The organism is Frigoribacterium sp. VKM Ac-1396 (assembly GCF_015350895.1).
In the GTDB taxonomy this organism is placed as follows: domain Bacteria; phylum Actinomycetota; class Actinomycetes; order Actinomycetales; family Microbacteriaceae; genus Frigoribacterium.
The window spans coordinates 652,993-674,269 of record NZ_JADKSD010000002.1 but is presented as its reverse complement, the minus strand read 5'-3'; the positions used below and the strand labels follow the sequence as shown (position 1 = coordinate 674,269).

General features: G+C 73.3%; 24 protein-coding genes, 1 tRNA gene and 1 pseudogene. 8 read left to right on the top strand and 18 right to left on the bottom strand.

The window, feature by feature from the left end:
• Positions 1-204: 204 nt before the first annotated feature.
• The 4 genes from ITJ55_RS10240 to ITJ55_RS10225 all read right to left on the bottom strand — a co-directional run bounded on the left by ITJ55_RS10240 (position 205) and on the right by ITJ55_RS10225 (position 3,437).
• The gene (locus tag ITJ55_RS10240; RefSeq protein ID WP_056262005.1) at positions 205-1,182 is read right to left on the bottom strand and encodes a ribose-phosphate diphosphokinase; all 978 of its coding nucleotides are present in this window, start codon (positions 1,180-1,182) and stop codon (positions 205-207) included.
• A gap of 41 nt (positions 1,183-1,223) precedes the next feature.
• Complete coding sequence (glmU, locus tag ITJ55_RS10235; protein ID WP_194595260.1) at positions 1,224-2,657, bottom strand: bifunctional UDP-N-acetylglucosamine diphosphorylase/glucosamine-1-phosphate N-acetyltransferase GlmU; 1,434 nt, start codon at positions 2,655-2,657, stop codon at positions 1,224-1,226.
• A gap of 126 nt (positions 2,658-2,783) precedes the next feature.
• Positions 2,784-3,275 carry a DUF4126 family protein gene (locus ITJ55_RS10230; RefSeq protein WP_194595259.1) on the bottom strand — a complete coding sequence of 164 codons (492 nt, stop codon included), beginning with the start codon at positions 3,273-3,275 and terminating at the stop codon, positions 2,784-2,786.
• A gap of 90 nt (positions 3,276-3,365) precedes the next feature.
• Positions 3,366-3,437, bottom strand: a tRNA-Gln gene (locus ITJ55_RS10225).
• Positions 3,438-3,564: 127 nt separating this feature from the next.
• Here ITJ55_RS10225 and ITJ55_RS10220 point away from each other — a divergent pair.
• Complete coding sequence (locus ITJ55_RS10220) at positions 3,565-4,059, top strand: MarR family winged helix-turn-helix transcriptional regulator (protein WP_056261994.1); 495 nt, start codon at positions 3,565-3,567, stop codon at positions 4,057-4,059.
• A gap of 134 nt (positions 4,060-4,193) precedes the next feature.
• Here the strand turns inward: ITJ55_RS10220 and ITJ55_RS10215 are convergent, their stop codons facing one another.
• The 6 genes and pseudogenes from ITJ55_RS10215 to glp form a co-directional block, all read right to left on the bottom strand.
• Positions 4,194-5,528, bottom strand: a complete 1,335-nt coding sequence (locus ITJ55_RS10215) for an ABC-F family ATP-binding cassette domain-containing protein (RefSeq protein ID WP_370544152.1) — start codon at positions 5,526-5,528, stop codon at positions 4,194-4,196.
• An 11-nt stretch (positions 5,529-5,539) separates the two neighbouring features.
• Positions 5,540-5,942, bottom strand: a pseudogene (locus ITJ55_RS16535) (ATP-binding cassette domain-containing protein); the annotation flags it as partial.
• A gap of 120 nt (positions 5,943-6,062) precedes the next feature.
• The gene (locus tag ITJ55_RS10210; RefSeq protein ID WP_194595257.1) at positions 6,063-6,614 is read right to left on the bottom strand and encodes a molybdenum cofactor biosynthesis protein MoaE; all 552 of its coding nucleotides are present in this window, start codon (positions 6,612-6,614) and stop codon (positions 6,063-6,065) included.
• Positions 6,611-7,186, bottom strand: coding sequence for a molybdenum cofactor biosynthesis protein B (locus ITJ55_RS10205; protein ID WP_194595256.1), 576 nt, complete (start codon positions 7,184-7,186; stop codon positions 6,611-6,613). Before ITJ55_RS10205 ends, ITJ55_RS10210 begins: the two co-directional genes overlap by 4 nt.
• The gene (moaC, locus tag ITJ55_RS10200; RefSeq protein ID WP_255521276.1) at positions 7,183-7,608 is read right to left on the bottom strand and encodes a cyclic pyranopterin monophosphate synthase MoaC; all 426 of its coding nucleotides are present in this window, start codon (positions 7,606-7,608) and stop codon (positions 7,183-7,185) included. The genes ITJ55_RS10205 and moaC overlap by 4 nt, the downstream gene beginning before the upstream one ends.
• Positions 7,609-7,742: 134 nt before the next feature.
• The gene (gene glp / locus ITJ55_RS10195) at positions 7,743-9,020 is read right to left on the bottom strand and encodes a gephyrin-like molybdotransferase Glp (RefSeq protein WP_194595254.1); all 1,278 of its coding nucleotides are present in this window, start codon (positions 9,018-9,020) and stop codon (positions 7,743-7,745) included.
• 38 nt (positions 9,021-9,058) lie between these two features.
• On the opposite strand from glp, the gene ITJ55_RS10190 reads away from it, so the two are divergent.
• Together ITJ55_RS10190 and ITJ55_RS10185 are read left to right on the top strand one after the other, a co-directional pair.
• The gene (locus tag ITJ55_RS10190) at positions 9,059-9,973 is read left to right on the top strand and encodes an MTAP family purine nucleoside phosphorylase (protein ID WP_370544111.1); all 915 of its coding nucleotides are present in this window, start codon (positions 9,059-9,061) and stop codon (positions 9,971-9,973) included.
• An 89-nt stretch (positions 9,974-10,062) separates the two neighbouring features.
• Positions 10,063-11,118, top strand: a complete 1,056-nt coding sequence (locus tag ITJ55_RS10185) for an NAD(P)-dependent oxidoreductase (RefSeq protein WP_194595614.1) — start codon at positions 10,063-10,065, stop codon at positions 11,116-11,118.
• Between the two features lie 102 nt (positions 11,119-11,220).
• Here ITJ55_RS10185 and ITJ55_RS10180 read toward each other — a convergent pair whose 3' ends face one another.
• On the bottom strand, positions 11,221-11,640 hold the full coding sequence (locus tag ITJ55_RS10180) for a type II toxin-antitoxin system VapC family toxin (protein WP_194595252.1): 420 nt from the start codon (positions 11,638-11,640) through the stop codon (positions 11,221-11,223).
• Entirely contained in the window at positions 11,637-11,951 is a 315-nt protein-coding gene (locus tag ITJ55_RS10175) for a hypothetical protein (protein WP_194595251.1), read from the bottom strand. The genes ITJ55_RS10180 and ITJ55_RS10175 overlap by 4 nt, the downstream gene beginning before the upstream one ends.
• Before the next feature lie 112 nt (positions 11,952-12,063).
• On the opposite strand from ITJ55_RS10175, the gene ITJ55_RS10170 reads away from it, so the two are divergent.
• Genes ITJ55_RS10170 through ITJ55_RS10160 form a run of 3 tightly spaced genes read left to right on the top strand, consistent with a single transcriptional unit; the run spans position 12,064 to position 14,137 of the window.
• Positions 12,064-12,732 carry a glycosyltransferase family 2 protein gene (locus ITJ55_RS10170; protein WP_194595250.1) on the top strand — a complete coding sequence of 223 codons (669 nt, stop codon included), beginning with the start codon at positions 12,064-12,066 and terminating at the stop codon, positions 12,730-12,732.
• Complete coding sequence (locus ITJ55_RS10165) at positions 12,729-13,430, top strand: DUF2064 domain-containing protein (protein WP_194595249.1); 702 nt, start codon at positions 12,729-12,731, stop codon at positions 13,428-13,430. The genes ITJ55_RS10170 and ITJ55_RS10165 overlap by 4 nt, the downstream gene beginning before the upstream one ends.
• On the top strand, positions 13,427-14,137 hold the full coding sequence (locus ITJ55_RS10160) for a bifunctional 2-polyprenyl-6-hydroxyphenol methylase/3-demethylubiquinol 3-O-methyltransferase UbiG (RefSeq protein ID WP_194595248.1): 711 nt from the start codon (positions 13,427-13,429) through the stop codon (positions 14,135-14,137). Before ITJ55_RS10165 ends, ITJ55_RS10160 begins: the two co-directional genes overlap by 4 nt.
• On the opposite strand, the gene ITJ55_RS10155 is transcribed toward ITJ55_RS10160, so the two are convergent.
• Both ITJ55_RS10155 and ITJ55_RS10150 read right to left on the bottom strand, forming a co-directional pair.
• Positions 14,086-14,592: a hypothetical protein gene (locus ITJ55_RS10155; protein WP_194595247.1), complete on the bottom strand. Its 507-nt coding sequence runs from the start codon at positions 14,590-14,592 to the stop codon at positions 14,086-14,088. The two genes, ITJ55_RS10160 and ITJ55_RS10155, sit on opposite strands and share 52 nt — an antisense overlap.
• Complete coding sequence (locus tag ITJ55_RS10150) at positions 14,589-15,947, bottom strand: molybdopterin-dependent oxidoreductase (protein ID WP_194595246.1); 1,359 nt, start codon at positions 15,945-15,947, stop codon at positions 14,589-14,591. The genes ITJ55_RS10155 and ITJ55_RS10150 overlap by 4 nt, the downstream gene beginning before the upstream one ends.
• A gap of 66 nt (positions 15,948-16,013) precedes the next feature.
• Here ITJ55_RS10150 and ITJ55_RS16530 point away from each other — a divergent pair, with 66 nt between their 5' ends.
• Positions 16,014-17,471, top strand: coding sequence for a glycosyltransferase 87 family protein (locus ITJ55_RS16530; RefSeq protein ID WP_194595245.1), 1,458 nt, complete (start codon positions 16,014-16,016; stop codon positions 17,469-17,471).
• 37 nt (positions 17,472-17,508) lie between these two features.
• Here the strand turns inward: ITJ55_RS16530 and ITJ55_RS10140 are convergent, their stop codons facing one another.
• Genes ITJ55_RS10140 through ITJ55_RS10125 form a run of 4 tightly spaced genes read right to left on the bottom strand, consistent with a single transcriptional unit; the run spans position 17,509 to position 20,635 of the window.
• Entirely contained in the window at positions 17,509-18,573 is a 1,065-nt protein-coding gene (locus ITJ55_RS10140) for an ATP-binding cassette domain-containing protein (protein ID WP_194595244.1), read from the bottom strand.
• A complete protein-coding gene (locus tag ITJ55_RS10135; RefSeq protein ID WP_370544110.1) occupies positions 18,570-19,415 on the bottom strand; it encodes an ABC transporter permease in 846 nt (281 codons plus the stop codon). Before ITJ55_RS10135 ends, ITJ55_RS10140 begins: the two co-directional genes overlap by 4 nt.
• Positions 19,412-20,227 (bottom strand): molybdate ABC transporter substrate-binding protein, encoded by an 816-nt coding sequence (gene modA, locus ITJ55_RS10130; protein ID WP_194595243.1) that lies wholly within the window; start codon positions 20,225-20,227, stop codon positions 19,412-19,414. Before modA ends, ITJ55_RS10135 begins: the two co-directional genes overlap by 4 nt.
• Positions 20,228-20,230: 3 nt before the next feature.
• Entirely contained in the window at positions 20,231-20,635 is a 405-nt protein-coding gene (locus tag ITJ55_RS10125) for a molybdopterin-binding protein (protein ID WP_056261950.1), read from the bottom strand.
• A gap of 185 nt (positions 20,636-20,820) precedes the next feature.
• Between ITJ55_RS10125 and ITJ55_RS10120 the strand changes: the two genes are divergently transcribed.
• Positions 20,821-21,246 (top strand): lactococcin 972 family bacteriocin, encoded by a 426-nt coding sequence (locus ITJ55_RS10120; RefSeq protein ID WP_194595242.1) that lies wholly within the window; start codon positions 20,821-20,823, stop codon positions 21,244-21,246.
• Positions 21,247-21,277: the final 31 nt, after the last annotated feature.

The window sequence follows — 21,277 nt, the reverse complement described above, 5'->3', positions numbered from 1 at the left end:
CGCGTGAGCGGCAACTCCGGAGAACGGCAGCTTTAACCGCCCGCAAGGAGGCGCGAGGCAACAGATTTCCTGAGTTGCCGACCGCAGGAAGGGACGAGGCCGGGAGCGGCGGGGTCAGGCGCCGGACGGCCGGGAGCGGCGGGGGCAGGCGCCGGACGGCAGGGAGCGGCGGGGTCGGGCGGCGGAGGGCCGGGAGGGGCTGGGTCAGGCGGCGCCGTCGAACATCGAGGTGACCGAGCCGTTGTCGAAGACCTCGTGGATGGCGCGGGCGATGAGCGGGGCGATCGGGAGGATCTCGAGCTTGTCGAACTTCTGGTGCTCGGTGAGCGGCAGCGTGTCGGTGACGACCACCGAGTCGATGAAGTCGCTGTTGAGGATCTCGGGAGCCGGGTCGCTGAACACCGCGTGGGTGGCCGCGACGACGACGCCGATCGCGCCACTCGCCTTGAGCGCCTCGGCGGCCTTGACGATGGTGCGACCGGTGTCGATGAGGTCGTCGACGAGCAGGCAGACGCGGCCCGAGACGTCGCCGACGATCTCGTGCACGGTGACCTGGTTCGGCACGAGCGGGTCGCGACGCTTGTGGATGATCGCCAGGGGGGCGTCGAGCTTCTCGCTCCAGATGTCGGCCACGCGGACGCGGCCCATGTCGGGCGAGACGACGGTCAGGGTCGTGTTGTCGAGCTTGGCGCGGAAGTGCTCGAGCAGCACGGGCATCGCGAAGAGGTGGTCGACCGGGCCGTCGAAGAAGCCCTGGATCTGCGGGGCGTGCAGGTCGACGCTCATGATGCGGTGGGCGCCGGCGGCCTTGAAGAGATCGGCGACCAGGCGGGCCGAGATCGGCTCGCGACCGCGACCCTTCTTGTCTTGGCGGGCGTACGGGTAGAACGGCGCGACGACGGTGATGCGCTTGGCCGACGCACGCTTGAGCGCGTCGACCATGATCAGCTGCTCCATCAACCACTCGTTGATGGGGGCCGAGTGCGACTGGATGACGAACGCGTCGGAGCCGCGGACGCTCTCGTCGAACCGCGCGTAGAGCTCGCCGTTGGCGAAGGTGCGGGCGTCGGTCGGGATCAACTCGCTGCCGAGCTCGGCGGCGATCTGGTTGGCCAGTTCGGGGTGCGCACGCCCCGAGATCAGGACGAGTCGGTTCTCGCCGGTGATCTTGATTCCGGACACGTCACTCGCTCTCCGGCCCCGAGGGGCCAACCCGACCGGGTTCAGTCGGTCGTTCGTTCGGCGCGAGCGGCGGCCTCGGCAGCCGCCGAGCCGGGGCGGTTCGCCTCGACCCATCCGCTCGCATTGCGCTGTGGAGCGATGCTCAAGGCCAGGGCACCGGCCGGCACGTCTTTGCGGACGATGGTGCCGGCGCCTGTGTACGCTCCGTCGCCAATCCTAACGGGGGCGACGAAGACGTTGTGCGACCCGGTGCGGACGTGCGACCCGACCTCGGTGCGGTGCTTGTGCACGCCGTCGTAGTTGGCCGTGATGGTGCCGGCGCCGATGTTCGACCCCTCGCCCACCTCGGTGTCGCCGACGTAGCTGAGGTGCGGCACCTTCGAGCCCTCGCCGATCTGCACGTTCTTCGTCTCGACGAAGGTGCCGATCTTGCCGTCGGCCGAGAGCAGCGTGTTCGGCCGCAGGTACGCGAACGGCCCCACGGAGGCGCGGGCACCGATCACCGCGAGGGTGGCGTCGGTCCGCTTCACCGTCGCCCCCTCGCCGACCTCGGTGTCGACGAGGGTGGTGTCGGGGCCGACGACCGCGCCCGCGGCCACGTACGTCGCACCGCGCAGCTGCGTGCCGGGCAGCAGTTCGACGTCGGGGCTGAGCGAGACGTCGCGGTCGATCCAGGTGGTCTGCGGATCGACGATCGAGACCCCCTCGCGCTGCCAGTGCTCGACGATGCGGTCGTTGAGCCGACGGGCCGCGGCGGCGAGCTGGACGCGGTCGTTGATGCCCTCGAGGCGCCAGGTCTCGTCGATGGCCCGGGCGCCGACGACCTCACCGGCCCCGGTCAACAGGCCCACCATGTCGGTGACGTACTTCTCGTTCTGGGCGTTGGCCGACCCGATGCGCGGCAGGTGGGTGCGCAGGGCGGCGACCGTGAAGGCGTAGGTGCCCGAGTTGATCTCGCGCACGGCACGCTCGTCGTCGGTGGCGTCCTTGTGCTCGACGATGCGGTCGACGTCGCCCGAGTCGCGGCGGACGACCCGCCCGTACCCGGTGGCGTCGGGCAGCACGGCGCTGAGCAGCGTGGCCGAAGCGGACGCGGACCGGTGCTGGTCGAGCAGGGCCTCGAGCGTCGCGTGGTCGAGGAAGGGCACGTCGGCGCTGACGACGACGACGTCGCCGGTGAACTCGGCGGGCAGCGCCTCCACGGCCTGTTCGACGGCGCGGCCCGTACCGGGCACGTCGTCCTGGTCGACGACGAGCGCGTGCGGGGCGGTGTCGAGGACGCTCGCCACGACGAGGTCGCGTTCGTGCCGCACCACGGTGACGAGGTGGTCGGGCTGCAGCGCGCCGGCGGTCTCGAGCACGTGCTGGATCAGCGGCAACCCGGCCAGCCGGTGCAGCACCTTCGGGGTCGAGGACTTCATGCGGGTGCCCTGCCCTGCGGCGAGGACGACGACGGCGAGCTGACGTTCGGGCATGGTGCTCCTTGGTGAGGGGTGGCGCGTGATCTCCGCCGATCCTCCCACGGGAGGTGGCGGGCCCGCGGGACACCGGCCCGGCGTGGGGACTTCACCAGGGGACGTCGCGCCTGGGGACGAGTCGACTCAGCGCGACCGGACGACGGCGACCGAACCGCCGACCGCGACAGCGTCCTCGGCGAGGGCGACGACCACGTCGGGCAGGCCGGTCTTCTCGACGAGGGCCTTGCGTGCCCCGGCGAACGCCCAGCTGCCGACGAGGGCGCCGAGCGCACCGGCGACGGCGCCCGCCACCGGACGGCCGCCGCGCCCCGTTCCGCCCATCGCGACGCCCGCCACGGCGCCCGAGACGACGCGCCCGACGAGGGGCCCCGGAGCGAGTCGGCTCGGTGTCGCGGGCAGCTTGTCGCCCACGAGCTCGCCGAGGCCCGCGGCCACGAAGACCGCGCGACCGACCGGCGAACGGAACGCCCGCCAGTGCTGCCACGAGCCGCGCGCCTCGTCGGCGCCCTGGTTCACGGCGAGCACGGCCAGGGGCGTCGCCGAACGAGAACCACTGAGCGCGCCGAGCAGGGCGGCGCGGACGAGCGGTGGGAGGGAGGCGGTGGTGGTCGACATGGCGGGGTCCTCGTCGTGGGGCGGACGCCGAGGCGCCGCGGTCGGATCGGGACGGAGCCGTCGAAGCGGCGCGGCCTGCGTCGCTCGGGGCTCCGCCACCAGGATTCGAACCTAGACCTAACAGCTCCAAAGGCTGTCGTGCTGCCGTTACACCATGGCGGACCGCGCGTGCGCGCCGGACCATTCTGCCAGACCGTGGCCGGGACGCGGTGCCCCGAGGAGGCGCGGGCAGGCTGGGTGCGGCACCGCGCCTCCCGCGTCCGGCCCCACCCTCGGGCATGATGGGCGGATGCCCGAGCAGGACGAGGTCGACCGCATCGTCGAGGCGTGGCGCCACGAGCGACCCGACCTCGACTTCGCGCCGCTGCACGTGCTCTCGCGCGTGGGGCGACTCTCGAAGCACCTCGACCGCGCACGCCGCGAGGCGTTCCAGGCCAGCGACCTCGAGTCGTGGGAGTTCGACGTGCTCTCGGCCCTGCGCCGGGCCGGCGAGCCGTACCAGCTCAGCCCCAAGACCCTGCTGCAGCAGACCCTCGTCTCGAGCGGCGCGATGACCAACCGCATCGACCGGCTCGTGAGCCGCGACCTGGTCGAGCGTCGCACCGACCCGAACGACGGCCGGGGCATCCTCGTCACGATGACGATCGAGGGCCGCCGAGCCGTCGACGCCGCCATCGAACGACTCGTCACGGCCGAGGACGCCCTGCTCAGCGACCTCAGCGACGACGACCGTCGCCGGCTGACCGACCTGTTGCGCACGCTGAGCCTGACGCTCGGCGGCTGACGCCTGACGGCTGGGGATTGGCGGCACACATCGCACCGCGTTTCGTGCACCGCACCAGGACTAGACGGGGTGCCGTGAACGAAACGCGGTGCGGAGCGGACAGGCCGGGCCGGGACAGGCCGGGCCGGGCCGGGCTAGGCCAGCAGCTCGCTGAGCTCGAGCCAGCGCACCTCGAGCTCACCCGTCTTGTGGTCGAGCGCGGTCAGCTTCGCCTGCAGGGCCGCGAGGCCGTCGAAGTCGGACTGGTCGAACGAGGCGAACTGCGCGAGCAGGCCCTCGCGTTCGCCCGACGCCTTGGCGAGCTTGCGGTCGATCGACCCCAACTCCTTCTCGGCGTTGCGCTTCTCGGCACCGGACAGCCCCGACGCGGCGGCCGAGGCCGCGACCGACGCCGATGCCCCCTGGACTGCCGTCGGGCGGTCGGTCGCGCCTCCTTGGTTCTGGGTCGCCTCGCGACGCAGTTGCAGGTACTGGTCGACGCCGCCGGGCAGGTGGCGGAAGCGCCCCTCGAGCACGGCGTACTGCTGGTCGGTGACGCGCTCGAGCAGGTACCGGTCGTGCGACACGACGAGCAGGGTGCCCGGCCAGCCGTCGAGGAGGTCCTCCATCGCGGCGAGCATGTCGGTGTCGAGGTCGTTGGTGGGCTCGTCGAGGATGAGCACGTTCGGCTCGTTCAGCAGGATCAGCAAGAACTGCAGGCGACGCTTCTGCCCACCGGACAGGTCTTTGATCGGCGTCTGCAGCTGGGCGCTGGTGAAGCCGAGGCGCTCGAGCAGCTGCCCCGGCGTCATCTCTTTGCCGCCCGTGACGTACGAGGTGCGCTGCCGCCCGATGACGTCGTTCACCCGCTCGTGCGCGACCTCGTGGAGGTCGGCGAGCTGCTGGTCGAGGATCGCGAACTTGACCGTCTTGCCCTGCTTGACCCGGCCCTCGGTGGGCGCGATCGCGCCGGTGACGACCTTGAGCAGCGTCGACTTGCCGGCGCCGTTCACGCCGAGCACGCCGGTGCGCTCCCCCGGGGCGATGCGCCACTCGACGCCCTGCAGCACGCGCTTGTCGCCGAACGAGACGCCGACCTCGACGAGGTCGACGACGTCCTTGCCGAGCCGCGCGGTCGCCATCTGCGACAGCTGCACGGCGTCTCGGACGGGCGGCTCGTCGGCGATCAGCTCGTTGGCGGCGTCGATGCGGAACTTGGGCTTGGTCGAGCGCGCCGGGGCGCCGCGACGCAGCCAGGCGAGCTCTTTGCGCATGAGGTTCTGGCGCTTCGCCTCGGAGGCCGACGCCATGCGGTCGCGCTCGACGCGCTGCAGCACGTACGCCGCGTAACCACCTTCGAAGGGTTCGACGATGCCGTCGTGGACCTCCCACGTGTCGGTCGAGACCTCGTCGAGGAACCACCGGTCGTGGGTCACGACCACGAGCGCACCCGAGTTCGACGACCACCGGCGCGAGAGGTGCTGGGCCAGCCAGGCGACGCCCTCGACGTCGAGGTGGTTGGTGGGCTCGTCGAGGAACAGGACGTCCCAGTCGCCGACCAGCAGGGTCGCGAGGGCCACGCGCCGACGCTGGCCGCCCGAGAGGTCCTCGACCCGCGCCTCCCACGGGATGTCGGTGGCGAGCCCCGAGATGACGTCGCGGATGCGCGCGTCGCCGGCCCACTCGTGCTCGTCGCGGTCGCCGACGATCAGGCTGCCGACCGTGGCGCCCTCGGGCAGCACGTCGCGCTGGTCGAGCATGCCGATGGTCAGGCCCCGGCGGGTCGTCACGCGACCGTCGTCGGGTTCGAGCCGGCCGGCGAGCACCGACATGAGCGTCGACTTGCCGTCGCCGTTGCGGCCGACGACCCCGATGCGGGAGCCCTCGTCGATGCCGAGGGTCACCCCGTCGAGGACGACCTTGGTCGGGAATTCGAGACGGAGGTTTTCTGCGCCGAGTAGATGAGCCACCTAGGAAGCGTAGACGGCCCGGGCTGGGCACCCGACTCGGTGGCTCGCAGCGCGTCAGCCGAGCGACGCCACCCACTCGTCCGAGCCGTCGGTGAACTCCTGGCGCTTCCAGATCGGGGTGCGGGCCTTGACCTCGTCGACGAGCGCGGCGCAGGCGGCGAACGCTTCGGCACGGTGGGCCGACGCCACGGCGCAGGCCAGCGCGACGTCGCCCACGACGAGGTCGCCGTACCGGTGCTCGACCGCGATCGCGACCTCGGGGTGCGCCTCGGCCACGGTCAGTGCGACCTCGCGGATCACGTCGGTCGCCGTCGGGTGGGCCTCGTAGTGCAGCGCCTCGACCCCGCGCCCCTCGTCGTGGTCGCGGACGACCCCCTCGAACGTCACGACCGCCCCGGAGGCGCGGCTCGTCACGAGCGCGGAGCACTCGGCCACCGACACGGTCGCGTCCACGACGCGCGCGAGCAGCACGCGATCGACGGCCGGCACGACGCCACCCGGTGTCGCCGCCCCGGAGGGTGTCGCCGCCCCGAAGTCGGACGGGCCGCCGGGGGCACCGTCGTGGGCTCCGCCGGGCAGGTGGGTCGGGTCGTCGTTCCAGGTCATGCTGCCCCTCCGGGGTGCGGGTGGCGGTTCTGGGCGTGGTCGACCCCGTGCAGCTGGTCGACCACGTGGTCGAGGACGTCGTCGAGCACGGCGAGCCCGTCGCGCACCCCGCCCCGCGAGCCGGGCAGGTTGACGACGAAGGTCGTGCCGGCGACCCCGGCGAGCCCCCTCGAGAGCACGGCCAGCGGCGTCGAGGCCGCGCCGCGCCTCCTGAGCTCTTCGGCGATGCCGGGCAGCTCGCGGTCGAGCAGGGGCAGGGTCATCTCGGGCGTCGCGTCGGTCGGCGAGACGCCCGTGCCGCCGGTGGTGACGACGGCGTCGACGCCCCACTCGAGTGCGGCCTCGAGCACCGCACCGACGGGTTCGCCGTCGGCCACGACGACAGGGCCCTCGACCAGCCAACCGCGCGCCTCGAACCAGTCGCGGATGACCGGCCCGGTCGTGTCGTCGGCCGTGCCGGCGGCCGCGCGGGTCGAGGCGACGACGACGACGGCCCGGCGCCGGTCGGGCGCGTCCGTCGGGGTCGAGCCGTCGGCCGAGAGGGAGCCCGGCCCGGGTGTGGCGTCGCTCATCGCGACCAGTCCCCCGACTTGCCGCCCCGCTTGTCGAGCACCTTGATCTCGCCGATCACCGCGAGCGCGTCGACCGCCTTGATCATGTCGAACAGGGTCAGGGCGGCCACCGAGGCGGCTGTCAGGGCCTCCATCTCGACCCCGGTGACGCCGCGGGTCGAGACGCGCGCGATCACGGTGACCTGCGCCTCGGCCGTCTCGAAGTCGACGGTGATCGCGCCGAGCGGCAGGGGGTGGCAGAGCGGGATGAGGGTCGGGGTCTGCTTGGCGGCGAGGATGCCGGCGATGCGGGCGGTGCCGAGTGCCTCGCCCTTGGGCAGCGAGCCGTCGACCAGCCGTGCGATCACGTCGGGCCGGGTGGTCAGCACGGCCTGCGCCGTCGCGACGCGCTTCGTCTCGGACTTGCCGGTCACGTCGACCATGTGGGCGGTGCCGTCGTCGCGGACGTGCGAGAGCGGGGCACCGGAGAGCGGGGCGCCGGAGAGCGGGGCGCCGGAGAGCGGGGCGCCGGCGGGCGGGGCGCCGGCGGGCGGGGCGTCGGGCGGGGGCGTGTCGGTCATCGGTCGGCCTTCTCGTGGCGGGTGGGCTCGTCGAGCGCCCAGACCTCGACCTCGTCGCCCTCGTCGACGCGGTCGACACCGACGGGGATCGAGACGAGCACGGTGGCCTCGGCGTGGGCGGCGAGCAGGTGCGAACTCGGACCGCCGACGAGGTGGGCGCGGCCGTCGACGTCGACGCGCCCGCGACGCAGCTGGTGCTTGCCGACCGGCGAGTCGGCGGCGTGGGCCATGGGGACGGTCCACCGGGCACGGGGCGTGCCCACGCCGGTGACGGCCTGCAGGGCGGGCCGGAGGAAGGCCTCGAACGACACGAGCGAGCTGACCGGGTTGCCGGGGAAGCACACGACGGGCAGGTCGCGGTCGTGGACGCCCACGGCACCCCACCCCTGCGGCCCGCCGGGCTGCATCGCGACCGAGCCGAACGTGACGCCCGAGCCCTCGAACGCGTCGCGGACGACCTCGTAGGCGCCGGCGCTCACCCCGCCGCTGGTCAGCACGAGGTCGACGTCGTCGGCGTGCCGGGCGACGACGGCGAGCAGCGCGGCCGCGTCGTCGGTCACCCGGGCGACCGTGACGTCGACGCCGACCTCGGCGAGCGCGGCGGCGAGGGCGGCCCCGTTCGCGTCGTGGATCTGGCCGGGCCCGAGCGGGGCGCCGGGCGCGGCGAGCTCTTCACCGGTCGACACGAGCAGGAGGCGCGGGCGGCTGCGCACCTCGACCGCGTCGAGCCCGGAGGCGGCGAGCACCCCCCACCGGGCGGACGTCAGTCGCGTCCCGGCCGCGAAGAGCACCGAACCGGCGGCGACGTCGCTGCCCGCGTCGCGGACGAAGGCGCCGGCGACCACGCCGGCGGGCACCTCGACGACGGCGTCGACCCCGGCGGGCGGGAACGAGTCGGGGGTGACCTTCTCGATCGGCACGATCGCGTCGGCCCCGACGGGGACGGCGGCGCCGGTCATGATCGGGGCCGCGGCACCGGGGAGGAGGTCGGGGGCCGCCCGCCCGGCGGGGATGCGCTCCGCGACCCGGAGAGCGGTGGGGCCCGACGGGTCGAGCCCGGTGGTCGAGACGGCGTAACCGTCCATCTGCGAGTTGGCGAACGGCGGCAGGTCGATCGGGGCGACGACGTCGGCGGCGAGCACGCGGTCGCGGTAGCGGTCGGGCCGGGCCGCGAGCGCCTCGGGCGTGACGACGAGGGGTTCGACGGGTCGTGACCGGACGGCGGCCTCGACGAGCGCCGTGACCTCGGCGAGGTGGGTCTCGATGGTGCGCACGCGGTTCCTCTCGGGCGATGGTCAGTAGCGTATCGGGGGTGACCGACCCAGCGACCGAGACCACCGCCCCACCGCCGACCCGCGCCTCCTCGGGGCCGCCCCGCGTCGACGTCGCCGTCATCGGCGGCTCGGGGCTCTACTCGCTCTTCGCCGAGGGCGAGGCGACCCGGCACGTCGTCGAGACGCCCTACGGCCCGACCTCGAGCGAGGTGACGATCGGCGAGCTGGGCGGCAAGCGCGTGGCGTTCCTGACCCGGCACGGCGCGGGCCACGCGGTCGCGCCGCACCTGATCGACTACCGGGCGAACGTCTGGGCCCTGGCGTCGCTCGGCGCGAAGGCGATCGTGTCGTCGTCGGCGGTCGGCGGGGTCAGCCCCGACGTCGCCCCGGGCACGATGGTCGTCACCGACCAGTTCGTCGACCGCACCTGGGGGCGTCGCGACACCTTCTTCGACGTCGAGGGCCAGGTGCAGCACCTGATCGCCGCCGACCCGTTCGACCCGGTGCTGCGGGCCGCCGCGATCGAGGCCCTCGAGGCCCAGGGCGAGCCGTTCGCCGCGACCGGCACCTGCGTCGTGATCCAGGGGCCGCGCTTCTCGACCCGGGCCGAGTCGCTCTGGTTCCGGGCCGCCGGGGCCCACACGGTCAACATGACGATGTACCCCGAGATCCCGCTCACCCTCGAACTCGGCATGGGGGCCGTCAACCTCTCGTACGTGACCGACAGCGACGCCGGCCTCGCGCCGACCGAGGGCGACGCCCCCGACGCCGACGCCGTCAGCGCCTCGCTCGTCTTCGAGCGACTCGCCGCCGCCCAGCCGCGCATCGTCGCGGCCATCGAGTCGATCGTCGCCGCGATGCCGGACGACTACGCCCCGCGCGAGCTGATGTCGCCCGAGGCGGTGGCCGAGGTGCTCGCCCGGCCCGTCTCGGGGCGGAGGGCCGCGCTGTGAGCGCGACCCGCGCCTCCTCGACCGCCGCCACCGACGCGGCCGCGGCCCCCGGCGCAGCCGCAGCCACCGACGCGACCGCGGGCCCCGGCCTGCTGCTCGTCACGGGCGGTGCCGGCTTCATCGGCTCGGCGATCGTCGACCTCGCGCTCGAGCGCGGCTGGCGGGTGCGCGTGCTCGACTCGCTGCGGCCGGACGTCCACGGCGGCGAGCCGACGATCGACCCTCGCGTCGACTTCGTGCACGGCGACGTCCGCGACGCCGAGACGGTCGACCGGGCCCTCGTGGGCGTCGACGCGGTCTGCCACCAGGCGGCCAAGGTCGGGCTGGGCGTGGACTTCCAGGACGCGCCCGACTACGTCTCGTCGAACGAGCTCGGCACGGCCGTCGTGCTGGCGGCGATGGACCGGGCAGGCGTCGACCGGCTCGTCGTGGCGTCGTCGATGGTCGTCTACGGCGAGGGCAGCTACCGCACCTCGTCGGGCGCGACCGAGCGACCGGCGCCCCGCCGCATCGCCGACCTCGACGCGGGCGTCTTCGACCCCCGTGACGAGGCGGGCGAGCTGCTCGAACCGCAGCTGATCGGCGAGGAGGCCCCGCTCGACCCGCGCAACGTCTACGCCATCACCAAGCTGACGCAGGAGCACCTCTCGACCTCGTGGGCGCGCAGCACCGGCGGTCGCGCCGCGGCCCTGCGCTACCACAACGTCTACGGCCCGGGCATGCCGCAGAACACGCCCTACGCGGGCGTCGCCTCGCTGTTCCGGTCGGCGCTCGAACGCGGCGAGGCACCGCGCGTGTTTGAGGACGGCGCCCAACGCCGCGACTTCGTGCACGTCCGCGACATCGCCTCGGCCAACCTCGCGGCCCTCGACTGGACGGCCGACCAGCCCGCCGACGCGTTCCGGGCGTTCAACGTCGGCAGCGGCGCGGTGCACACGATCGGCGAGATGGCCGAGGCGCTGGCACGCGAGGCCGGCGGCCCGGCGCCCGTCGTGACGGGTGAGTACCGGGCGGGCGACGTCCGCCACGTGACGGCCTCGTCGGCCCGGTTGCAGGACGAGCTGGGCTGGCGGCCGAGCGTGAGCTTCGAGCAGGGCATGCACGAGTTCGCCACGGCACCGTTGCGCGCCGCGGTCGCCCGCTGACCGGAGGCGCTGACGGGAGGCGCTGACGGGAGGCGCTGACCCGAGGCGCTGACCGGGCAGGGCGTCCGACGTCCGGAGCGCCGGACGGCGGCCGCCTCGAGGTCACCGGGCCCAGGGGTCGACGAGCTCGAGACCGAGGCCCTCGAAATCCCTCGTGTTGCGCGTGGCGAGGGCGGCACCGCCGACGAGGGCGTGTGCCGCGATCATGGCGTCGGCCGTCGCGATCGGTCGACCGGCGGCCCTGCGCCGCGCCAGCACCGTCGCGTACTCGATCGCCGCGTGCGCGTCGAACGCCAGCACACGACCGTCGAACTGGTGCTCGAGGATGTCGATGACGCAGTCCTCGACGCGGTCACGGCGGAGGCCCTCGGGCATGGCCAGCAGCCCGGCCAACATCTCGGCACCGGTGACGACGCTCAGGTAGAGCCCGTCGAGCCGTTGCCGCTCGAACCAGCTCACCACTTCGGGGCAGGGACGGGGACGCGCGAGTTCCGACACGACGTTCGTGTCGACGACGATCACCGGAGATCGGCCGATCTCGCCGGGGCCTGCGCCCGCCGATCGCGGTCGAGGCCCTCGACGAACTCGTCGTCGAGGAAGGAGCCTTTCTCCGCCAACCGGCGGCGGAAGACGTGGACCCAGTTCTCGGGCGTCGGTGCCGCCCCGACGGCCGCCACGGCCGACGGATCGTCGACCGGCACATCGGCCCCATGGGCGAGTCGCGTCACCATCAGCCGCGCCTCGGCCTCCATCGACCGCCCGTGGCGTGCGCTCAGGGCCTTGAGCCGCTCGATCACCTCGGGATCGAGACCCCGCACCGTCAACGTCGCCATCCTGGCCACCTCCGAACACCGACGCTAGCAGAATGACAGCACTCCCCCCGTTCGGGGCGCGGACCACCCGCTCCCATCACTCTCATGGGATCGCATCCGTATTGTCGAGAGGATGAGCAATCCCTTGGTAGACGTCGTGCTTCCGTGTCTCGACGAAGAAGGCGCGTTGCCCTGGGTGCTCGGGAGGCTGCCAGAGGGCTGGCACGCGATCGTCGTCGACAACGGTTCGACCGACGACTCGGCCAGCGTCGCCGCCGCGCACGGTGCGACCGTCGTCCAGGAGGCGCGGCGCGGCTTCGGCAGCGCCGCCCACGCCGGCCTCGAGGCGGCCACCGCGCCCTACGTCGCGTTCTGCGACGCGGACGCGTCGATGGACCCCGCCGACCTCGTCGCGCTCGCGGCGCCCGTCATGGCCGGTGACGCCGACCTCGTGCTCGGTCGTCGGCGTCCGACGACCCGGGGGGCCTGGCCGGTGCACGCCCGGCTGGCGAACCTCGCCCTGTCGCACCTCATGCGCCGCGCGAGCGGGGTCGCCTTGCACGACCTCGGCCCGATGCGCGTCGCCCGCCGTCAGGCCCTGCTCGACCTCGACCTGAAGGACCGTCGCAGCGGCTACCCGCTCGAGATGGTGCTGCGCGCCAGCGAGGCCGACTGGCGCATCGTCGAGCAGGACGCCCCGTACTCGCCGCGCGTCGGTCGCAGCAAGGTGACCGGCACGATCCGAGGCACCTGGGTGGCCGTCAACGACATGTCACGACTGCTGCGGGAGGCGGGCCGATGACGACGCTCGTGGTGATCGCGAAAGAGACGATCCCGGGCAAGGTGAAGACCCGGCTGCACCCGCCCCTCAGTCTCGAACAGGCCGCCGACGTCGCGGCCGCGGCCGTCCAGGACACCCTCGACGTCGCCCGTCGACTGCCGGCCACGCGACGCGTCCTGTTGTTCGACGGCAACCGTCGGCCCGTCGGCTCCGAAGACTTCGATGTGATCCCTCAGATCGGTGGCGACCTCGACGCGCGACTCGGCGCCCTCTTCGACGAGGTCGACGGCAAGACCGTGCTCATCGGCATGGACACCCCGCAGGTGACCGTCGAGGCCCTCCGGCCCGTCTTCGCCGAGTGGACCGACGACGTCGACGCCTGGTTCGGCCCGGCGAACGACGGCGGGTTCTGGGCCCTCGGCCTCGCCCGTCCGACGGGAGACCTGCTGCGAGGCGTGCCGATGTCGCGTGACGACACCGGCGCGCACCAGCTGCGTCGGCTCGCCGACGCCGGTCTCACCGTCCGCAAGCTGCCCGAGCTCGTCGACGTCGACACCATCGACGACGCCCGCCTCGTGGCCGCGGCCGCGCCGGGCAGCAGGTTCGCCTCGGCCCTGCGCGACGCCGAGTCCGCCGACGAGAACGCGACCACCCACACGACCACCACGAACGGCGTCACCCGAACGACCGATCCCGCCACAGAAGGGGTCACCTCATGACCATCGCCCCCGAACAGCCCGCCACCTTCGGTTCAGGAGGCGCGGAGCCGTACGCGCGCGCCCTGCGTCACGAGGGCCTGCTGCAGCTCGTCCGCGCGGCGGGCGCCGTCGGGCGCCCCGCGTCGCCCCCCACCGCCCGCGACCGCGACGCCGACGAGCCGTTCGACGTGGCCCGGTGGAGCGCCGACGCCGACGCCGCCGATCTGACGACCCTCGACGCCGAGACGGGCCCGGTGCTCGACATCGGCTGCGGGCCCGCCCGCATGGTGCGGGCCGCCGTCGACCGGGGCCTGACGGTGCTCGGGCTTGACGTCTCGCCGACGGCCGTGGCGATGGCCCGCGAGGCCGGCCTCCCCGTGGCCGGCGGCTCGGTCTTCGACCCGCTGCCCCGCGAGGGCGAGTGGAACCTCGCCCTGCTGCTCGACGGCAACGTCGGCATCGGCGGAGACCCGACGGCCCTGCTCACGCGCTGTGCCGAGATCTTGACGGCGACCGGCTCGGTCGTCGTCGAGACCGCCCCCGACGCCTCGCTCGACGACAGCTACGAGGCCCACGTGGTCGACGACCTGGGGCACGCGAGCGCGACCTTCCCCTGGGCCGAGGTCGGCCGCGAGGCCCTGCACCGCCACGCCCGACGCTCGGGCCTGCGGGTCGCTCAGACCTGGTCGGTCGACGGGCGCACCTTCTGCCGGCTGCGCGCCAGGTAGAGCGCCACCACGGCGGCGGTCGCCAGCGCGATCACGAGCCAGAGCACCCCGAGGCGCACGCCGTAGTCGAACGGCAGCACCGTGTCGTTCTTCGGCCCCTTCGCCTTCGCGACGATCTCGGGCACGACGACCAGCGAGAAGATCGCGCCGACGACGACGGCGCCCTGCACGATCCAGAGGACGGCCGGACGCACGCGCCGGCCGGTCCGTCGCACGACGAGCGAGACCGCGGCCACGACCGGCGCGAGCACGGCGTCGTGCAGGACGACCGAACCGATCAGCCAGATCAGCAGACCCCCGTAGCGGTTCGGGTTGACGGTGTCGGTGAGGACCCAGCCGCCGAGGCCCATCAGGCCGACGCCGAGGGCGACCAGCACCCCGCGGACGACGCGGACGGAGCGCGACGTGCCCGCGCCTCCTGCGCTCGCGGTCGTCGCCGGGACGCGCGCGGTCACGAGAGCACCTCGATCGAGCTGAGCCACTTCGTCTGCAGGACGCCGGGACGGCCCGGGGCGATCATGCGCGCCGGGTAGCCGTGGTCGATGCTGAGCGGCTCGCCGTTCAGCTCGAGGGCGACGAGGGTGCGGGGGTCGGAGGCGTACTCGGGGCCCATCTCGGTCACGCGATAGCCGCCCTTCTTCTCGAGGCTGGTCAGTCGCAGGCGACGGTCGGTCGGGGCGCCGGCCGCGGCCAGCAGGTCGACGAGGCGCACCCCCCGCCAGGCGCCGGTCTGGCTCCACCCCTCGACGCAGGCGATCGGCAGGCGTTCGTCGGCACCGTCGAACCCGCGCAGCGTGTCGAGGGTGAACGCGGTGGCGACGCCGCCGACCACGACGTCGAGGCGCCAGTCGGGGTCCATCGCCGTCTCGAGCACCTGGGCGGCCGCGGCCGTCCGGTTGATCGGCAGGTCGTTCGGGCCGAGGCCGCGCTGCCGGGGCGCGAAGGCGTTGAGGGGGGCCAGCGGGGTGAACGACTGCCCGGCAGTGAGGACGACCACCCCGCCGGTGGCGACCCCGACGGCGGTGAAGAAGCCCCGACGCGACACCCGGGCACGGCCCGGTTCGCGATCGACCTCGTGGGCGGTGTCGATCCAGTGCATGACGCGGCCGGTGAGGCCGCGAGCGGGGGCAGGAGGCGCGGCGTGCGGGTCGCGGTCGCGTCGCGTCGCGTCGGCGTCGCGCTCGGCACGGAACCGGGCGAGCTCGGCCGTCGCCTCGGTCTCGGCGACGAACGAGGCGCGGGCCGCGTCGAGTTCGGCCGACGGCTCGACGAAGCGCCCGTCGGCGTCGTAGCTGTCGCGGGCCCGCCAATAGCGGGTGATCAGCGGCAGCTTGACGGCGATGTGCACGGCCAGCGACCCGATGATGACGAACGACAGGGCGAAGTGCACCTGCTTGAACGGGAACGGCCAGGGGTAGTACTGGTAGGTGTTCAGCAGCCCGGTGACGAGCTGCAGGATCGAGGTCGCGACGAACAGGGCGATGGAGGCGCGCTCGAGGACGTCGATCGGGTGCTTGATCGGCGGGTGCTGGAAGAGCTGCGGGAAGACCGAGTGCAGCTTGGCGAGCAGCAGGGGGATGCAGGCGATGCCGGCCGTGATGTGGACGCCCTGGCTGACCTGGTAGAGCCACACCGGGCTCGTCGGGAAGCGCATCCACCCGAGCGGCTCTTGGAGGAAGTGGCTGTAGAGGCCCGTCAGCAGGCAGATCACGAACGCGAGGCCGAGCAGGCGACCGAAGACGGTCGCCGACCGTGCGTTGCGCGTCGGAGACGAGACCGCTCGTCGCGCGTCGTGCAGGAGTCGTCTCATGGCTGCATCATTTCAGATATGCCGCGACTCGGGGACTGCACCGGCGGATTCCGCCACACTGGTCACGTGCGTACTGTGTTCGCGGCCGTGGCCGTCCTCGGATTGGCCGCGGCCGTCGCGTGGGGCGTCGTGAACGTCGGCTTCTTGATGAAAGAGCTGCGGACCGACTTCGTCGTCTGGACCGGCATCTGCTGGGCCCTCTTCGCCCTGGCCGTCGTGCTGCTGCGCCGGGTGCCCGTGCGACACGTCACGGCCCTCGTGATCGCGGGCACGGCCCTCGTCGGCGGAGCGGGCCTGACCGGCGTGCCCAACACGAGCACCGACCCGGCACGCTACGCCTGGGACGGCATCGTGCAGACCGCCGGCGTCTCGCCCTACGAGTACACGCCCGACGCAGGCGAGCTGCGCGACCTGCGGCCGGCGTGGATCTTCCCCGAGTCGACGCCGTTCACCCGCGACGACGGCACGATCGGCGAGCGCTGCGGCGAGCCCGACCGCCAGGTGCACCGCGCGTACGACAGCCAGACCGGCGACGTCGTCTGCACCCTGATCAACCGGCCCGACGTGCCGACCATCTACCCCCCGATGGCCGAGCTGTACTTCTGGGCGGTGTCGGCGGTCGTCGGCCCGGACGCGGGGTTCTTCCCGCTGCAGGCCACCGGCTTCGTGCTCGTGCTCGGCACGACCGTCGCCCTGCTGGCCACCCTGCGCCGTCGAGGCCTCGACCCGCGCTGGGCGGCGCTCTGGGGCTGGTGCCCGCTCGTGGTCGGCGAGGGCATCACGAACTCGCACGTCGACCTGCTGGGCGCCGTGCTCGTCGTGGCGGCCTCCCTGCTCGTCGCGACCGGCCGACGCTGGCGCGGTGGCATCGCGCTCGGGGCCGCGATCGCGACCAAGCTCATCCCGGTGATCGCGGCGCCCGCCCTGCTGCGCGGGCAGCCCTGGAAGGTCATCAGCGCCTCCGTCGTCACCTTCGCCGTGCTCTACGTGCCGTACGTGGCCACGACCGGCTGGCAGGTGCTCGGGTACCTGCCGGGCTACCTGACCGAAGAAGGTTACGAGGACGGTTCGCGGTTCGTGTTCTTGTCGGCGTTCCTGCCCGGGGCCTGGACGACGCCCGCCGCCGTGCTGATCGTCGGGGTGACGGCCGTGCTGGTCTGGGTCAAGACCCCGTCGCACGACCCGTGGCTGGGGCAGCTCGTGATGATCGGCGTGACGCTCGTCGCCGTCAGCCCGCGCTACCCCTGGTACGCCCTGCTGCTGGTGCCGTTCGTCGCGCTGACCGGGCGGGTCGAGTGGCTGGCGATCCCGCTCGCGCTGCTCGTGCGTCAGCTCGAACCGAGCGCGGCCCTGCAGCGGTCGTCGCTCGCCGCGGCCGTGCTGGTGATCCTGATCGTGACGTTGTGGCGGGCAGGGCCCGGGTTCACGGACCGGCTGCTCGACGGGGTCGACGACGACCTGCGGCGCTTGCGCGCGCTCGCCGGCCGGAGGCGCGGGTCACGGTCGCCGACGGAACGCGCCTGACGCCTCGGCGGCGGGCCGTGCGGCCCCAGGCCTGCCCTCAGAGGGGGTAGGCGACGGCATCGTCGGGGTCGAACGAGAAACGGACCGGGGTGCCCGGCGCGAGGTCGAGGGCGGCGACGACGCCCGGCGGGACGTCGGCCGACACGTCGCCCGCGCGGACGCGGACGAGGTCGCCTCGGGGTTCGAGGTCGGTGACGACCACGTCGAGGACGTTCGCGGTCGACCCCAGGCCCGCGACCCCTCCCGTGGTCACCCGCACGGCACTCGGCCGGACCGCCACCGCCGCGGCCGCACCCGCGACGAGCCCGTCGGTGGAGCGGGCCTCCACGACCGCTCCGTCGGCGAGCCGGACTCCGCCGTCACCACTGACCGCCGTGCCGGTCAGCAGGTTCAGTGCCGCGAGCCCGGCGGCGAACGGCGTGGTGGGGCGTTCGAGCACGGCGCGGGTGGGGCCGGCGTCGACGACGCGGCCGCCCTCGAGCACGACGACGCGGTCGGCCAGCGTGAAGGCGTCGAGGACGTCGTGCGTGACGACGATGGCCGTGCGATCGGCGAGGACGTCGCGCAGCGTCCGTCGCAGGGCGGGCGCGACCGACACGTCGAGGGCGGCCATCGGCTCGTCGAGCAAGAGCAGGTCGGGGTCGGCCGCCAGGGCGCGGGCGACGGCGATGCGCTGCGCCTGACCGCCCGAGAGCTGCGCCGGCCGACGACCGGCGAGGGCCGTGGCGTCGACCCGCGCGAGCCAGTCGTCGGCTCGCCGGCCGGCCTCGCGACGCGTCACCCCGGCACTGCGCGGGCCGAACGCGACGTTGTCGAGGGCGCTGAGGTGGGGGAAGAGCAGGGCGTCCTGCGCGAGCATCGAGACGCCGCGCTCGTGCGGTCGCAGCGCGGGGCCGCGCCCGCGGACGTCGACGTCGAACAGCACGCGGCCGCCCAGGCGGGCCGTGCCGTGGTCTGGTCGCAGCAGGCCGGCGATCAGGGCCAGGAGCGTCGACTTGCCGGCACCGTTCGGACCGAGGACGGCCAGGGTCTCCCCCTCGGCCACGGTCAGCTGCACGTCGAAGCCGCGGGACTCGACGACGGCGGCGAACTCGAGGGTCACGACCCGCGCCTCCTCGTGGCCTGCGGCCGGAGGGCCGGGAGCTGCCGGGCCTGCGGCCGGAGGGCCGGATCGCCCGCCTGCCCGGCCTGGTGCGCGAGCGCGACGACGACGACCGCCACGACGACGAGCACGAGCGACAACGCCACGGCCGCGTCGGGGTCGGTCTCACGCTGCAGGTAGATCTCGAGCGGCAGGGTGCGCGTGACGCCCTGCAACGACCCGGCGAAGGTGAGCGTGGCACCGAACTCGCCGAGGGCCCGGGCGAACGACAGCACGGCCCCCGAGACGAGGGCGGGCAGCACGAGCGGCAGGGTGACCCGGCGCAGCACGGTCGTGGGCCGGGCCCCGAGGGTCGCCGCGACGGCCTCGTAGCGGGTCCCCACCGTGCGCAGCGCACCCTCGAGGCTCAGCACCAGGAACGGCAGGGCGACGAACGCCTGGGCCAGCACCACCGCCGTGGTCGAGAACGCGATCGTCACGCCGAGCGCCTCGAAGATCTGCCCGAGCAGGCCGCGACGGCCGAAGGTGTAGAGCAGCGCGATGCCGCCGACGACGGGCGGCAGCACGAGCGGCAGCAGCACGAGCGACCGCAGCACCTTCTGGCCCCAGAACTCGGTGCGCGCCAGCACCACGGCCATGGGCACCCCGAGCACGACGCAGATCAGGGTCGCCGAGACCGACGTCCGGAGGCTCAGCCAGAACGCGTCGACCGACGACTCGGACGTGACGAGCGGCACGAACTCGGGCCAGTCCACCCGCGACACCATGGCGACGAGGGGCAACAGCACGAATGCGGCGCCGAGCGCGGCGACCACCACGACCCAGGCCGGGACCGACCTCACGGTGTGCCGAAGCCCGCGTCCTGCAGCACGCGCTGCCCGACCTCGCCGGTGACGGAGGCCACGAACGCCTCGGCCACCGCCGGATTCGCCGTGTCGGCCACGGGGGCGATGGGATACGTGTTGACCGCCTGGTCCGCCTCGGCGAAGTCGATGCCCTCGACGCTGTCGCCGGCGGCCTCGACGTCGGTCACGTAGACCAGCCCGGCGTCGGCCTCACCCGAGGTGACCTTGCCGAGCACGTCGGTGACCGAGGACTCCTCGCTGACCGGCGAGATCGTGACGCCCGTGGCCTGCTCGACCGTGACCGTCGCCGCCCCGCAGGGCACCTGGGCCGCGCAGATCACGGTCTTCACCCCGGGCTTCGCGAGGTCGGCGAAGTCGGTGACGCCGGCCGGGTTCGACGGAGGCACGGCGATCGTGAGGACGTTGGTCGCGAAGTCCTCGGGTGACGACGACTCGACGAGACCGGCGTCGGTCAGCTTGGCCATGTTCTTCTCGTCGGCCGAGGCGAAGACGTCGGCGGGGGCGCCCTCGGTGATCTGCGTGACGAGGTCGGACGAGCCCGCGAAGGTCAGCTCGACCGTCGTGCCGGGGTTGGCCCTCTCGAACTCGTCGGCCAGCTCGGTGAACGTGGTCTTGAGTGAAGCAGCGGCGTACACGGTGATGGACCCGTCGAGCGCCGAGCCGGATGCCGTCGGGGTCGCGCTGGTCGCGGGGTCGACGGTCGCGCCCGAGCAGCCCGTCAGGCCGAGCGAGGTCGCCAGCGCGACGGTTCCGGCGAGCGCCGCGACGATCGTGGGGGTTCTTCTCATGGGTCAGGCCTTGCCGCCGGGAGTCTCGATGATGACCGTCGTGGCCTTCACGACGGCGACGGCCACCGAGCCGGGCTCGAGCCCCAGCTCGCGGACGGCTTCGCTACTCATCAACGAGACGATGCGGTGCGGTCCGCACTGCAGTTCGACTTGAGCCATCACGCGGTCTGCGGTGACCTCGGTGACGATGCCGACGAGCCGGTTGCGTGCCGAGCGGCCGATCTCGGACGGGTCGGCCGGCAGCACGGCGTTCTCGCGGGCGAGGCGGGCGAGGGACAGGCCGTCGACGACACCGCGGCCGGCCGCGTCCTTCTCGCTCGCGAGCAGACCCAGGTCGACCCAGCGCCGGACGGTGTCGTCACTGACGCCGAGGAAGGCTGCGGCGTCCTTGATCCGTATCTGCGACATGCAGCCCACCCTAGCTCCGCAAAGGCGGTGTCGCTCGCGTCACACGACGAGCGGACCATACGTGTTATCGGATATCGGGATCATGGATTCTGCATGCATACAGTCGTATTGCAATGCGTCGTTTTTAATGCCATCGTCATGTGATCGTCCGACGGACGAACGATCATGACGAACGGAGAGAGACCATGTCCACACCTTTCGACTCGCCTGCGGTCCGTCGCCTGTCGGCCACGGCCGCGAGCCTCGCCGTCGCCGCCGCGTTGCTCGGCGCCGGTGTCGCGCCGGCCACGGCGGCGGCCCCCGCACCGGCGGCCGCCTCCTCGGCCGCCGACGAGGCGGCTGCCGACGAGGCGGCCGCGTCGGGCTCCGCCCCGGCCGACGGCCCCTCGACGCGCGGCTCCGGGTACGTCGGGGGCGGGTACTGGCAGTACGGCGTCACGAACTCGACGGTGTACTCGAAGTACCAGCACGCCTCGCGTCAGCACAGCGCCACGGCCTGCGCGCGTGATGGCCGATGCGTCACGTCGGGGTGGAGGGCACCGGGCTACCTCGCGGTCGCGACCCGCGCCAAGACCTCCAGCGGCAACACCGCGTTCTGGAACGTCCGCTGAGCCCGCGGCTCGCCGCCACGACCGTCCTCGG

What these genes read in the sequence shown, in the direction of transcription:
- glmU (WP_194595260.1), bottom strand. Translation starts at nt 2,657, where the DNA reads ATGCCCGAACGTCAGCTCGCCGTCGTCGTCCTCGCCGCAGGGCAGGGC.
- ITJ55_RS10230 (WP_194595259.1), bottom strand. Translation starts at nt 3,275, where the DNA reads ATGTCGACCACCACCGCCTCCCTCCCACCGCTCGTCCGCGCCGCCCTG.
- ITJ55_RS10220 (WP_056261994.1), top strand. Translation starts at nt 3,565, where the DNA reads ATGCCCGAGCAGGACGAGGTCGACCGCATCGTCGAGGCGTGGCGCCAC.
- ITJ55_RS10210 (WP_194595257.1), bottom strand. Translation starts at nt 6,614, where the DNA reads ATGACCTGGAACGACGACCCGACCCACCTGCCCGGCGGAGCCCACGAC.
- ITJ55_RS10205 (WP_194595256.1), bottom strand. Translation starts at nt 7,186, where the DNA reads ATGAGCGACGCCACACCCGGGCCGGGCTCCCTCTCGGCCGACGGCTCG.
- moaC (WP_255521276.1), bottom strand. Translation starts at nt 7,608, where the DNA reads ATGGTCGACGTGACCGGCAAGTCCGAGACGAAGCGCGTCGCGACGGCG.
- ITJ55_RS10175 (WP_194595251.1), bottom strand. Translation starts at nt 11,951, where the DNA reads ATGGCGACGTTGACGGTGCGGGGTCTCGATCCCGAGGTGATCGAGCGG.
- ITJ55_RS10170 (WP_194595250.1), top strand. Translation starts at nt 12,064, where the DNA reads ATGAGCAATCCCTTGGTAGACGTCGTGCTTCCGTGTCTCGACGAAGAA.
- ITJ55_RS10165 (WP_194595249.1), top strand. Translation starts at nt 12,729, where the DNA reads ATGACGACGCTCGTGGTGATCGCGAAAGAGACGATCCCGGGCAAGGTG.
- ITJ55_RS10160 (WP_194595248.1), top strand. Translation starts at nt 13,427, where the DNA reads ATGACCATCGCCCCCGAACAGCCCGCCACCTTCGGTTCAGGAGGCGCG.
- ITJ55_RS10150 (WP_194595246.1), bottom strand. Translation starts at nt 15,947, where the DNA reads ATGAGACGACTCCTGCACGACGCGCGACGAGCGGTCTCGTCTCCGACG.
- modA (WP_194595243.1), bottom strand. Translation starts at nt 20,227, where the DNA reads ATGAGAAGAACCCCCACGATCGTCGCGGCGCTCGCCGGAACCGTCGCG.
- ITJ55_RS10125 (WP_056261950.1), bottom strand. Translation starts at nt 20,635, where the DNA reads ATGTCGCAGATACGGATCAAGGACGCCGCAGCCTTCCTCGGCGTCAGT.
- ITJ55_RS10120 (WP_194595242.1), top strand. Translation starts at nt 20,821, where the DNA reads ATGTCCACACCTTTCGACTCGCCTGCGGTCCGTCGCCTGTCGGCCACG.